The sequence below is a fragment of the Paenibacillus sp. FSL R10-2734 genome, from assembly GCF_037963865.1.
In the GTDB taxonomy this organism is placed as follows: domain Bacteria; phylum Bacillota; class Bacilli; order Paenibacillales; family Paenibacillaceae; genus Paenibacillus_AQ.
Genome location: NZ_CP150170.1, coordinates 535705 through 548583 on the forward strand (window position 1 = coordinate 535705; position 12879 = coordinate 548583).

General features: G+C 46.4%; 11 protein-coding genes. 1 reads left to right on the plus strand and 10 read right to left on the minus strand.

The genetic code is table 11. The features are described from left to right. Positions 1-78: 78 nt before the first annotated feature. The 6 genes from NSS67_RS02485 to pth all read right to left on the minus strand — a co-directional run bounded on the left by NSS67_RS02485 (position 79) and on the right by pth (position 8328). A complete protein-coding gene (locus NSS67_RS02485) occupies positions 79-1761 on the minus strand; it encodes a polysaccharide biosynthesis protein (RefSeq protein WP_339318159.1) in 1683 nt (560 codons plus the stop codon). 148 nt (positions 1762-1909) lie between these two features. After that, positions 1910-2452 (minus strand): stage V sporulation protein T, encoded by a 543-nt coding sequence (spoVT, locus tag NSS67_RS02490; RefSeq protein ID WP_339318160.1) that lies wholly within the window; start codon positions 2450-2452, stop codon positions 1910-1912. 256 nt (positions 2453-2708) lie between these two features. Then, positions 2709-3752 carry a peptidylprolyl isomerase gene (locus tag NSS67_RS02495; RefSeq protein ID WP_339318161.1) on the minus strand — a complete coding sequence of 348 codons (1044 nt, stop codon included), beginning with the start codon at positions 3750-3752 and terminating at the stop codon, positions 2709-2711. Then, positions 3739-7263, minus strand: coding sequence for a transcription-repair coupling factor (gene mfd / locus NSS67_RS02500; RefSeq protein ID WP_339318162.1), 3525 nt, complete (start codon positions 7261-7263; stop codon positions 3739-3741). Before mfd ends, NSS67_RS02495 begins: the two co-directional genes overlap by 14 nt. Positions 7264-7394: 131 nt before the next feature. Continuing rightward, complete coding sequence (locus tag NSS67_RS02505; protein WP_042123127.1) at positions 7395-7625, minus strand: anti-sigma-F factor Fin family protein; 231 nt, start codon at positions 7623-7625, stop codon at positions 7395-7397. A gap of 142 nt (positions 7626-7767) precedes the next feature. After that, a complete protein-coding gene (gene pth, locus NSS67_RS02510; RefSeq protein ID WP_339318163.1) occupies positions 7768-8328 on the minus strand; it encodes an aminoacyl-tRNA hydrolase in 561 nt (186 codons plus the stop codon). Between the two features lie 125 nt (positions 8329-8453). Here pth and NSS67_RS02515 point away from each other — a divergent pair, with 125 nt between their 5' ends. Continuing rightward, on the plus strand, positions 8454-8654 hold the full coding sequence (locus NSS67_RS02515; RefSeq protein ID WP_339318164.1) for a hypothetical protein: 201 nt from the start codon (positions 8454-8456) through the stop codon (positions 8652-8654). A 185-nt stretch (positions 8655-8839) separates the two neighbouring features. Here the strand turns inward: NSS67_RS02515 and NSS67_RS02520 are convergent, their stop codons facing one another. The 4 genes from NSS67_RS02520 to purR all read right to left on the minus strand — a co-directional run bounded on the left by NSS67_RS02520 (position 8840) and on the right by purR (position 12861). Next, entirely contained in the window at positions 8840-9793 is a 954-nt protein-coding gene (locus NSS67_RS02520; protein WP_339318165.1) for a ribose-phosphate diphosphokinase, read from the minus strand. Between the two features lie 87 nt (positions 9794-9880). Beyond that, a complete protein-coding gene (glmU, locus tag NSS67_RS02525) occupies positions 9881-11281 on the minus strand; it encodes a bifunctional UDP-N-acetylglucosamine diphosphorylase/glucosamine-1-phosphate N-acetyltransferase GlmU (RefSeq protein ID WP_339318166.1) in 1401 nt (466 codons plus the stop codon). Between the two features lie 248 nt (positions 11282-11529). After that, complete coding sequence (spoVG, locus tag NSS67_RS02530; protein WP_036651612.1) at positions 11530-11823, minus strand: septation regulator SpoVG; 294 nt, start codon at positions 11821-11823, stop codon at positions 11530-11532. Between the two features lie 210 nt (positions 11824-12033). After that, a complete protein-coding gene (purR, locus tag NSS67_RS02535; RefSeq protein WP_339318167.1) occupies positions 12034-12861 on the minus strand; it encodes a pur operon repressor in 828 nt (275 codons plus the stop codon). Positions 12862-12879: the final 18 nt, after the last annotated feature.

Consider the following 12879-nt stretch of genomic DNA (forward strand, 5'->3'; position numbering starts at 1 on the left):
AAAAATATAAGGATAAAGTATATCGTGAAACTTATACTTTCTTATATTTCAAGCAAAGCCCCACTTTGTGGGGATATCTTAAGGGAACAAGCGTAGCTTCTTGAGCTTGTCCGCCAGGGACGGGCCGAAGCCCGGAAGCTGGCGAAGCTCGCTCTCGCTAAGGAGCCGCAGGGCTATAGCCCCCACGGCGAAGACCAAGCAGCCTGCGAGCACCCCGAGCAGGCTCTGCGCCAAGCTGGCGGTGCGCCCGCCGCCGATGCCAGCGGCCGTAGCCGCAGCGCCCACGCCCCAGCTGGCGGCTGCGGCGGCAAGAGCCAGGCCCGCTGTGAGCAGCGCGGGCCGTGCCAGGGCATCTGCGAGGCGAAGCCGCAGATGGCCCCGGCGGTACAGCAGCAGCACGTTGAGCGCTGCTGCGAACGAATGCGCGGCCACGCCAGCGATGGCCGCGCCGGTAATGCCCTGCTGCGGAACTAGCAGCAGGTTCAGGGCCGCCTTGAGCAGCGCGGCGGCCAAAAGGTGCAGGGCCGGGGCACGCACGTAGCCGAGGCCCTGCAGGAGCGCAGCCGAGATGATGCTGACTGTACCGCCAACAGCGGTTAAGGCCAGCCAAGTCATAGTGCTGCTGCCAGCGATGTCGCCGTAAAGAGCCATATTAATCGGCTCAGCAAGTACTGCTAGGCCTGCTGAGGCCGCAAGACCTAACAGCCAGAACCAACGCAGCGACAAGCTGCAACGGGTCTCAATCAGCTTAGTGTCTCCCTTGTACTTCGCCTCTGCCAAGGCTGGAATGAACACGACAGACAAAGAAGTGGCAATCATCGTTACAATCTGCACTAGCGGCAAACCACGATTGTATATACCAAACTGTGTCATCGCCTCCACTTCACTTCCTACAGAGGATAGCAAGCGAGGTACAGTGAATACATCTACAAGACCGATAAGAGGCATTGCCAGCGCGCCAAGCATCACAGGAATTCCATAAGCCAGCAATACACTTGCTTTAACACCTATAATACGAGGATTAAAACGCCCCAGATTTTCCGCATTAGGCGGCTTTAAACCCTGACTTCCGACAGAAGCAACAATATCTGAAGTAGCGTCCTGCCTTAACAGCCGCCGATGACGCCGCAAATACAGCAGCATAATCACAAGCCCTGCAGCCCCTCCCCCAGCTGAGCCGAGCAATGCGCCAGCAGCGATGCTCTCAGCGCCTGCCCCCTGTGAGGTCAGATATAACAGCAGTGCAATCATCACTGTAACGCGTACGGACTGCTCTACAATTTGTGACACAGCCGTCGGCACCATATTATGAAGACCCTGAAAGTAACCGCGCAAAGCTGACATAATTGGAATAACCGCTAATCCCCAAGCACTTGTTCGCAAGGCGGGTATCACATGCGAGTTGCCCACCCACCCAGCGATAATCGGTGCACCTGCATAGGTGATTGCTCCGATAACCAAACCACTAATGCCCGTTATTACCGCAGATAACAGCAGAATCCGCCGACCCTCGTCATCCCGCCTTCCTGCAGATGCTTCAGCGACAAACTTGGATATGGCCGCTGGCAGACCCAGCATAGCTACCGTTAACAACATCGTGTATAAGGGATACACTGTGTTGTATATACCAAATACCGCATCTCCGCCTAAATTTTGCAACGGGATTTTTTGGAGTGTGCCTATAAGCTTTGAGATAATCGCTGCTGCACTTAGAATAAAAGCCCCTTGCAGCAACCGCGATGTTTGTGTGTTAGATTTCATAAAATACCTGCTTCTACAACTATGATGGGATGAATTTCTATATTATAACGTATGTATGCCCACAAGTAGAAACGGTTTTGTATGAACGACAAAACCCCGTTTGCCCTTTGTATATCTTACCAAAAGGAAAGCGGGGTCTATATTACGATTACTGCTCCATTTGCTTGCCAAGGAATGCGGCAGCCGTTTCCGACATTTTCACTTCCATTGACGACATTTTCACCGAATCATCCTTGCTTATCATCACTACACAACCAATAGGATCTCCACCGGAAATGATCGGTGAGGCTACATATGAGGACACCAAATCCGGATGATCTTTAGCGATTTCATAACTGCCTTCATTGGTTTCCAGTACAGTCTTACGACTATCCATAACCTTCTCCAAGAGCATTCCGACTTGTTTCTCCAAATAGTCTTTCTTGGAGCCCCCAGCAAGTGCGATAAAGGTATCACGATCAGCAATCATCGTAATATGCCCAGTACCTTCGAACAATGACTCCGCGTACTCTTTTGCAAAGTCACCCAGCTCGCCAATCGGGGAATATTTCTTGAGTATGACTTCACCGTCCCGATCGACGAATATTTCCAATGGGTCGCCTTCTCTAATCCGTAGAGTACGTCTAATTTCTTTGGGAATAACCACTCGTCCGAGATCATCAATACGCCGAACAATTCCAGTAGCTTTCATTTCACATGTGCCCCGCTTTCTTAAGAAGTATGGTCTTACTACTGTCCATTATGGGAAAGGATAATCCCAGTGATTTATCGTAATATCTGACCATAGTATTCATCTCTTCCCAGATCCTTATACATAAGCTGACATGTATTAATATCTGTATCAAGATAAAGCCCGTTTTACAGATGATTCTTCACAATAAAAAGCCATCTTCACATTAAGTGAGGATGGCTTTTTCTAAGGTAAGCTTGTCCAATTTTACCGATGTTTATTCAGCAGCTTTTGTAGCGCTTGGGGATGCGCTTGGTGCTGTAGTGGCTTCTGTTCCGCTATTTTTTGTTCCGGATTCATCTGCGGCAGATGAGCTTTTCGGCAGATTGATGCTCTCAATAATGCCCTCCAGATCTTTCTCCATGAACGCTTCTAGATTCTTGGATACAATGGAGCTTTTAATGCCTTCTTTTTGTTCATCCGTTAACTGGTCAAAGGTTTTGTCTGTGCGGGACTCCACCTTGATAATGTGGTAACCGTAAGAAGTCTCTACAGGATCACTAATGGTGTTTAGGGGCAGCGTTTGAGCAGCCTTCTTAAACTCATCTACATAAGTGCCTACAGCTTTATCTTTATATTCTCCGCCTGTTTCCTTAGAGCTTGTATCATCAGAGTATTCCTTAGCGATTGCTGCAAAATCAGCTCCCCCGTCCAGCTTCGCCTTAACTTCCTTCGTGATTTTCAGTGCTTCTTCGCTAGTGCGCTCTTTGTTGTTAGCATCTGTCAAACCGATTAACACATGGCGTAAAGTGGCTACCGTAAAGTCACCTTTTGTAGCTTCGAATTCTTTGACAACCTGATCGTCTGTCACTTTAAGCAGCATATCCTGATAAACCGTCAGTACACGCTCCATATAACTATGGATATCGCCCTCAGTAACGTCAGCATCTTTTAACGTTTTCTTATAATTGTCGCCCAGAGCTTTCTTTAAGTCAGCGATTTGGCTATCTGCCTCTTTCTTCGCCTGCTTCTTCGCTTCATCTGTTGCTTTAGAAGCCAAGTATTCAAAGCCCACTTCCTGCTTCAAAATAGACTCCTTGAAAGCCTCGATCTCTAAATATTGCGCTTGCTGTGGAGAGAGCAATTTCATAATTTTTTGATCCGTTGAGAATTCCTTCTCTGTAATTGTTCCACCTTTATAAGTCGCTACTGCCTTACTGCTATCATCGGCATTACCGCATGCTGCTAGCATAGAAAAGGAAACCGCTGCTGCTAATGAAACGAGCAGCACTTTCCATGATTTTGATTTATTTAACGACATTGTGTAGTTCTCCCTTCGATTTTAAAGACTTTTTAGCTTCCTTAAGGAACTGTTCAAGCAAGTCAAGCAGCTGTTTATCACTTAAATCTTTCGATTTAACTCGGATACTGGCTTTAGCATCCCTATCAAATTGTACACGTCTTTCGAAGCTATTTCCAACTTTAGCGAGTTTCGCTGTGTCCAGAGCGCCAAGACTTCCCTCATAGAAATTCAGGGTAACATCGTCACCGCGTCTGATCATGGAATCAATGCCATACATTTTTCCATACACTTTTAGACGAGCCACAGATAGTAGATTAACAACTGCTTCAGGCAATTCTCCAAACCGATCCAAGAGCTCATCCTCAAGCTCAGAAGCATCATCGAAGGAAGTTACTGCCGCAACTTTTTTGTAGATTTCAATTTTCTGAATACTGTCGTAAATATATTCGGATGGCAGATACGCGTCAATCGACAAATCGATAACGGTATTGCCCTCTTTGAGCGAGGTATCTTCCTCTCCAAGCACAGTAACCTTGCGCTTGCGGATTTCCTCCGCCAGCATTTGTGAGTATAAATCAAATCCCACGGACGCAATAAAACCATGCTGTTCTGCGCCAAGTAAGTTGCCTGCACCACGAATAGATAAATCTCGCATCGCTATTTTGAAACCAGAACCCAGTTCCGTAAATTCCTTAATAGACTGTAGCCGCTTCTCTGCCACTTCAGTCAGAACCTTGTCCCGCTGATACGTGAAATAGGCGTACGCAATCCGGTTGGACCGGCCTACACGTCCACGTAATTGATAAAGCTGAGACAAGCCCATCTTATCCGCATCATGCACAATAAGCGTATTTACGTTAGGAATATCTACACCTGTCTCAATAATACTTGTGCTGACAAGCACGTCGTACTCGCCATCAAGAAAATCAAGAATCGTTTTCTCCAGCTCAGTTTCCGACATTTGACCATGTCCGATGCCTACCCTAGCCTCAGGAACAAGCATGGAAATTTGAGCGGCCATTTCTTGAATGCCCTGCACACGATTATAGAGATAGTAGACTTGACCGCCGCGAGCCAATTCGCGCTCTACAGCTTCCCGCGTAAGCGTCTGACTATGCTCAACAACATAAGTCTGCACGGGGAAACGGTTCTCTGGAGGCGTCTCAATGACAGACAGATCCCGCACTCCCAGCATTGACATATGCAATGTACGAGGAATTGGGGTTGCTGTCAGGGTGAGAACATCTACATTCGTTTTTAACTTTTTCAGCTTCTCTTTATGAGTCACACCAAACCGTTGTTCTTCATCTACAATCAACAATCCAAGGTCCTTGAATACAAGGTCCTGAGACAACAGACGGTGAGTACCAATGACCACATCAACAGTTCCCGCTCGAACGCCTTTAATCGTCTCATTCTGCTCCTTACGGCTGCGGAAACGACTTAGGACTTGAATATTAAGCGGATAATTAGCGAAACGTTCCCGGAAGGTCTCATAATGCTGCTGAGCCAAAATCGTTGTGGGTACCAGCACAGCTACCTGTTTACCTTCAATGGCTGATTTAAAGGCTGCTCTTATAGCTACCTCAGTCTTGCCATAACCAACGTCTCCACAGAGGAGTCGATCCATTGGACGGTTCTGTTCCATATCCTTCTTAATTTCTTCAATAGCCCGAAGCTGATCCCGAGTCTCCTCGTAAGGGAACATCTCTTCGAATTCACGCTGTTCCTGCGTATCCTTTTCAAAACCATATCCAGCAGCACTTTGGCGTTCGGCATACAGTTTTATTAGATCATCAGCAATATCCTGCACAGAAGAGCGAACCTTATTGGTCACCCGTGTCCATTCATTACCACCTAGCTTATATACTTTCGGCTCTTTATCTTCGGAACCGACATATTTCTGAATCAAGTCAATTTGCTCGATCGGAACCGAGAGCTTATCACCACCCGCATATAAAATATGCATGTAGTCGCGATGAATACCGCTGACCTCCAGCGTGCCGATCCCCATATACTTACCGATACCATGGTTCTGGTGAACGACATAATCGCCAATTTTCAGCTCAGTATAACTCTTGATCCGTTCAGCATTATCTATTCCTTTAGAGATCTTCCGTGCCTTCCGCTGTTTCTGAGAGAACATTTCTCCTTCAGTGATAACAGCTAAATGAATAGAGGGCAGCTCAAAGCCTGAACCCAGATTTCCTTGTACGATCGTTGGCTCATCAATGCCGTAATCATAGAGGACTCTGCGCACGCGTTCAATCCGTTCCTCACTGCTCGCAAGCATCATTACCTTTACACCGGATTTGTGCCAACGCTCCATTTCCGATTTGAGCACATTCATCTGGCCATGGAAATCCTGCATCCCACGACTAATAAATCCAAGTATGTTTTGTGGTTGAATGTGTGGGACCTGGCGCAAAAAGATCGACATAAACAGGCTTTGGAACGGACGTTTGTACATAACAACATCCGTCTCGACAGAGAGATCCAGATCCGGCAATGTTTTGCCATTTTGCATCAAATGTAGGTTCCATTCCGACTCATCTCGCTCGAGCTGTTTCGCCGTTTCAAGCAGTCTGGTCGGCTCATCGAAAATAAGGATCGTATCCTGGGCCATGTAATCAAATAAATGAGAGCGTTCAGGGTATAAAAGACTAATATATTTATAGATTTCAGGGAAATAGGTTCCCTCACGCAGCATTTCTAGCTCACGGCCTATTTCTTCCTTTAGTCGCAGCTTAGCTTGTCGATCCGCCATCTTCTCGAGCTGTCGCTCCAGCATAACTGATGCTTCAGCAGAAGCAGATTCCTGGCGGAATTTACTCGCTATGATCTCTTTAGCCGGTGTAATCTTCACACTACGTACTTTATCAATAGAGCGCTGGTCCACTGGATCAAACGTTCTGATGGAATCAACCTCATCATCAAATAACTCAACCCGATAAGCCAAGGGAGAAGTCATTGGATAAAAATCAATAATTCCACCTCGTACGCTCAGTTCACCACGATTCTCAACCCGTTCTACTCTTTCATAACCCATTTCGATCATGGACATCAAGAATTCATCCAGGACAATCGTTCCATCCTGAGAAACCGTAACCTGCGCCTCTGCCATAACCTCTGGAGCAGGGAGCAATCTGCGCACTCCCGAGTAGGGAACTACAACAATACCACGGAAGCCCTGAGCACATTTGGTCAGCACATCAATACGCTGAGCTGATGTCTCTGGGCTAGAGACAGCCGCTTCCGCAGCCACAAGTTCATTAGCAGGATAGAGTAGAACTCGTTCTGGCGAAAGCGCTTCCTGTAAATCATCGGCCATTTTCTGAGCCGAAAACATATTATGAGTCACCACAAGCAAGGGACGAGCCGTCTCTTCATGCAGTGCTGCAAGCATAATCTGTCTAGCAGAACCTGTAAGCCCCGATATGAGCTGCTCTTTCATACCTGCAGCAACACCCTGGGTGATAGACTGGAAATCAGGATCCTTGGAAAAAGCTTCTATAATACCTTGTAACAACAGGCGCACCTCTCTAACTAAACAGGCTAACGGAAGCCAAAGCTACCGTCACCTATTATGATTGGAATCGAAAAGAAGCCTCAGCTATAACGCCAAGGCTTGCGGATGACGATAGAGACAGGCGCTTCCACCTACTGAAGCGGACTTGTCAGCAGGCTAAGCTCCGGATTGTGCTCTAAAGCCTCCTTGCAATAGTCGCAAGTCACCTTTACCGTGATCTCACCTTCTGAATTATACGCTATTATATCTCTGCGTTCCGCAGGGGTCAAGGAATGAAGGCCCAACTGCATTTCTGTAACATCACTTCTATTAATGCTGCCTAGAGATGTCTTGCAGTGCCTGCAAACATAGTTTATTGCCATCTATATGCCTCCTGAAGGTACTATATACCTTCAGTATGTCCGGGGAGCATCATCTTTAGCCTCAAAATAACCCCACAAAGTGGGGATTTTGCTTCGATGCTGATTCAGGTACTTTGCGGGGAGCCCCGAAAACTTATACATATCAACCGTTAAACTTAGCCATCGTCTGTTCGAACGAATTCTGCAAGCTGAACTCCAGTGCATCACAAGTATTAAGGATCATTTGCTTCAGAGGATCCCCTTCCTTTTTAGGAAAAGATGAGAGAACATAATCCACTATTGCAAAACCCGGCTCAGGACGAGAAATACCCATTCGTACCCGATTAAAGCTTTGTGTACCTACATGCTGAATGATGGATTTAATTCCGTTATGTCCACCAGCACTCCCTTGATAACGCAACCGGATTTTTCCAACCTCGGTATCCAGATCATCGTAGACGACGATCATATCTTCAAGTTTAACTTTATAATAATCCATATAAGCGCGAACGGCCTCACCGGACAAATTCATAAAGGTCATCGGTTTAATCAATACGACTTTGACTCCCCCAATAACGCCTTCACCAATCACTGATTTACATTTGCTTTGGTTGAAAGAAATTCCGTTCTGGGCCGCAAACTCATCTAATGCCATAAAGCCAACATTATGCCTTGTTTTAGCATATTGTGTTCCCGGATTTCCCAATCCGACAATCCATTTCATTATCGAATCTTTCCTTTCCTTTCGGGCTCTCCGGCAAGAGAAGTCCGTTTTTGGTACAATAGATCTTATCTACATATCTCTGTGCAACCAGAGCGAAATTATACCCCGAAGACAGGTGATAACCTATGCTACATCAAGGTGGAATCTTAACACATCAGCGCGATTTCCAGTACCACATTCAATATGCTGTCCCTGTGGAAATATACAGAGGTGACGTGCACATTGACATCGGTGTATTGACAGCGGTGGATGAAGAATTTGTGGAGCTGCAAGGGACACTCTATAACCGCAGCATATTCACCTTTGTCTCCCGCGCCGGGTATTGAAGCCAGCGCTTCCACCTGCATCACGCCGATAAGGGTTACATCTCCGACAACGGAGGTGTAACCCTTTGTAAAATATAAGAATGTATAAGTTTCACGCTATACATTATCCTTATATTTCTCGCAAAAACGCTTTCCGTCCTTTTGGGACGCCGAAGGCGTTTTTGCTTGCTATTATTGATTTATATTTATTCAATCTCAAACAATTTACTAATCGACAACTCTTCATGAACGCGGATAATTGCCTCACCCATAAGTGGAGCCACGGACAACACTTTGAGCTTAGAAGTTGGGTTTTCGCTGCGAATTGGAATCGTATCCGTCACGATAATCTCTTTAATTGGAGAATTCTCCAGACGTTCATGTGCAGGACCGGACAATACTGGGTGTGTACAGCAAGCGTATACTTCCTTCACGCCGCCTTCCATCAAAGCATTAGCACCAAGTACGATGGTTCCAGCAGTATCGATAATGTCATCAATCAGAATAGCTGTTTTGCCTTCGATATTACCGATAATGTTCATAACCTCACTGACATTCGGCTCTGGGCGACGCTTGTCTATAATCGCAAGGGGAGCGTTCAGGAAATCAGCAAGCTTTCTTGCACGTACTACACCGCCATGGTCTGGCGATACGACAACTGGGTTCTCGATTTGTTTGGAACGGAAATATTGAGCCAGGATGGGTACTCCCAGCAAGTGATCCACCGGAATATCAAAGAATCCCTGAATCTGCATAGCATGGAGGTCCATCGTAATCACACGGTGAGCACCGGCTTTTTCAATCAAATTCGCTACCAGCTTGGCCGTAATAGGGTCACGGGAACGAGCTTTTCGATCTTGACGAGCGTAACCATAGTAAGGGATAACCACATTGATGCTTTTTGCGGAGGCGCGTTTGAGTGCATCTACCATAACCAAAAGCTCCATTAGGTTGTCATTAACTGGTCCGCAGGTGGATTGAACAATATAAACATGACAACCCCGAACGCTTTCTGACAGCTTGACCTGAATTTCTCCATCGCTAAAGCTTGTAGTGTGCGATTCACCCATCGGAATTCCGATGTAATCAGCAATTTGACTAGCTAGCTTAGGGTTGGAGTTACAGGTGAAAATCTTTAATTTGGAATCACAATAAGTCATAAAATTTAAACCCTCCGTGACGGAATTTAACTTTCCAAAGGCGCCGGCGCGGAAATGCAAGTCCGTCCGGCGCTTCTTAGCAACGCTTTACGATGGACTCGAGTGGTCTTTCTTCGCTTTTGCACGGGATCGGATCTTCTCTGCATATCCCGGTTTGTTCTCCTGTCTTACTCTGGCAACAGCCAGATCGTTCTCTGAAACGGAACGTGTAATTGTCGAACCAGCTACAACAAAAGCCCCTTTGCCCACAGAAACCGGTGCGATAAGGTTAACGTTACTGCCAATAAAGGCATCGTCTTCGATTGTTGTCGTAAATTTATTATACCCGTCGTAGTTAACAGTAATCGCACCGCAACCGACGTTTACATTCTTACCAACAGATGCGTCGCCAATATAGCTAAGATGTGACACCTTAGAACCGTCACCAATCGTAGCATTCTTGATCTCTACGAAATCTCCAACCTTCACTTCTTCTCCAAGTATAGAACCTGGACGCAAATAGGCAAAAGGCCCAACGGTAGTCCGCGCGCCAACTTGTGCATGATTCAATACGGACTGCTTAATCGTTGCATCGTCCATGATCTGACAATCTTCGATTTCGCTTGCAGGTCCGATCACACAGTTCTCACCGATTACAGTTTTCCCCTTCAGGATGGTTCCTGGATAGATTGTTGTATCTGATCCAATGACTACATCTGCTCCAATATAAGTGGAGGCAGGATCGATTATGGTCACGCCACCCAGCATATGCTTACGGTTGATCCGTTGACGCATAATACCTTCCGCTTCAGACAAAGCTAGACGGTCATTAACGCCAATAGACTCGTCAGCATCCTCCGTCTGGAATGCTAGAACAAGATCACCTTGCTCACGCAGAATACTGATAACATCTGTCAAATAATATTCTTGTTGATTATTGCTGTTAGTAACCTTCTCTAAAGCTGAAAATAATTTGATGTTATCAAAGCAATAAATTCCTGTGTTAATTTCATGAATAGCAGCCTGTTCGGCAGTACAATCCTTCTGTTCTACAATCTTCATTAAGCCGCCATCTTCACTGCGAATAATCCGTCCTAACCCGGATGGATCATCCATTACTGCGGTTAATACAGTCGCTGCTGCCTGACGTTCCTCATGCAGAGCCATTAATCCTATCAGCGTCTCCGATGTAATAAGCGGAGTGTCACCATAAGCAACAACCGTCGTTCCCTCTTCGCTACCGAGCAAATCCTTAGCCTGTTTGACAGCGTGACCAGTTCCGAGCTGAGTTTCCTGCAGCACGTATTCCGCACCTTGCCCTACATAGGCCTTAACCTTCTCTGCGCCATGCCCAACAACAACAACGGTGCGCTGGCATCCGGTCGCTTTTACTGTATCAAGCACGTGCCCTACCATTGGCTTACCGCAAACGGGGTGCAGCACCTTATATAATTTTGATTTCATTCGCTTGCCTTGACCTGCGGCAAGAACTACAGCCATTCTTTTCAAGAATGCCAACCTCCTACTCTTGAACTCACTACTGAATATATCTCATTCCGGGCAAAAAGAAAAGAGAACCATGAAGTCATGGTTCCCTTTTCTATAAACCCCAAGTTAGAAAAGCATTTATCGCTGCCTTTCGAAGATGTCGTCAAATCCTTCACTAGCGCTAGCTTTTCTTGCAAGATCATCAGCATGATCTTATCAAAAACGGCGGATCCTACGCCACCCAAAAGGTAGCTGTCTTCCGAGGTGACCTAAGCTCCCTCTTCAATAACTTCTTCTTCTTCTTCTTCAGTAGCGGCGCGATCGTACTCGGCTAGAACCGCGGATTGAATCTTCTCGCGTGTTCCCGAAGAGATCGGGTGAGCGATATCGCGGAATTCGCCATCCGGTGTACGCTTGCTGGGCATTGCAACAAACATCCCGTTATTACCATCGATGACGCGAATGTCATGAACAACAAACTCGTTATCGATTGTAATGGATGCGATTGCTTTCATTCTCCCCTCAGAGTTAACGCGGCGGAGTCTGACATCCGTAATTTGCATGTGTGTGTTCACCACCTTTTTCCATCAGAGACTTGGTGTATAATTCCACACAGCAAAGCGAATTCCTTCTTTTCGATTCCATAAAATACCTAAAAAAGAAATATATTTTTTAGGATCTGTTGTTTTCGACATGCATCGGGTGATTTTCTTAATATCCCTTACGTTTTCGACAATTTCCACGCTTTTTTGAAAGGTAGAAACGCCAACGAATCAAGAGGAAAAGTAGTTACCCGGATGCGCTGAAATCCGCCGCTCTTTTGAATCCACCTCGGTCAGCTTCACTAAGGACACATAGTCATGCAATAGACGCTCTTCTGTCTCCACTGCCCCTGATTCGACTAATACACCGACTCCAGCGACCTCGGCATTAAATTCACCGAGTAAATCAACCATACCCCGAACTGTTCCACCCGCCTTCATGAAGTCATCTACGATGAGTACCCGCGACTTCTCCTTAAGTGCGCGTCTGGAAAGAGACATGGTGTGTATACTCTTATGTGACCCAGATACATAATTAATACTTACTGCTGAGCCTTCTGTAACCTGATGGTCACGTCGTACCAGCACTACTGGCAAACCGAGCTGTGCTGCTGTTGCGTAGGCTAGCGGAATCCCTTTAGTTTCTACTGTCATCACCACATCGATTTCCGATCCATAAAAGGCCGTTGCGATGATCTTCCCCGCCTGCTCCATCAAAGATGGCAGTCCAAGCAGATCCGACATATACAAATAACCGCCAGGCAATATCCGATCTGTCTGTTCCAGTTGCACACATAAACGCTTAACAAAAGAGAGCGCCATTTCTTTAGGCATCACAGGAATATAACGTACTCCACCTGCTGCACCGGCTAAGGTCTGAAGCTCTCCAATGCCCTCGCCTTCAAATACTTCTTTTATGATAGCCAAATCTTCACTGATGGAGGACTTAGCCGCTCCATACCGATCGGCAAATATAGACAGCGGCAGTAGGTCATGTGGCCGCTCAAGTAAAAACTGAGTCATGTCTACCAAACGTTGGCTTCTTTTTAATTTCTTCACGGAATGCTCCTCGCCAAA

What these genes read in the sequence shown, in the direction of transcription:
- NSS67_RS02485 (WP_339318159.1), bottom strand. Translation starts at nt 1,761, where the DNA reads ATGAAATCTAACACACAAACATCGCGGTTGCTGCAAGGGGCTTTTATT.
- NSS67_RS02520 (WP_339318165.1), bottom strand. Translation starts at nt 9,793, where the DNA reads ATGACTTATTGTGATTCCAAATTAAAGATTTTCACCTGTAACTCCAAC.
- NSS67_RS02505 (WP_042123127.1), bottom strand. Translation starts at nt 7,625, where the DNA reads ATGGCAATAAACTATGTTTGCAGGCACTGCAAGACATCTCTAGGCAGC.
- spoVG (WP_036651612.1), bottom strand. Translation starts at nt 11,823, where the DNA reads ATGCAAATTACGGATGTCAGACTCCGCCGCGTTAACTCTGAGGGGAGA.
- NSS67_RS02515 (WP_339318164.1), top strand. Translation starts at nt 8,454, where the DNA reads ATGCTACATCAAGGTGGAATCTTAACACATCAGCGCGATTTCCAGTAC.
- pth (WP_339318163.1), bottom strand. Translation starts at nt 8,328, where the DNA reads ATGAAATGGATTGTCGGATTGGGAAATCCGGGAACACAATATGCTAAA.
- NSS67_RS02495 (WP_339318161.1), bottom strand. Translation starts at nt 3,752, where the DNA reads ATGTCGTTAAATAAATCAAAATCATGGAAAGTGCTGCTCGTTTCATTA.
- spoVT (WP_339318160.1), bottom strand. Translation starts at nt 2,452, where the DNA reads ATGAAAGCTACTGGAATTGTTCGGCGTATTGATGATCTCGGACGAGTG.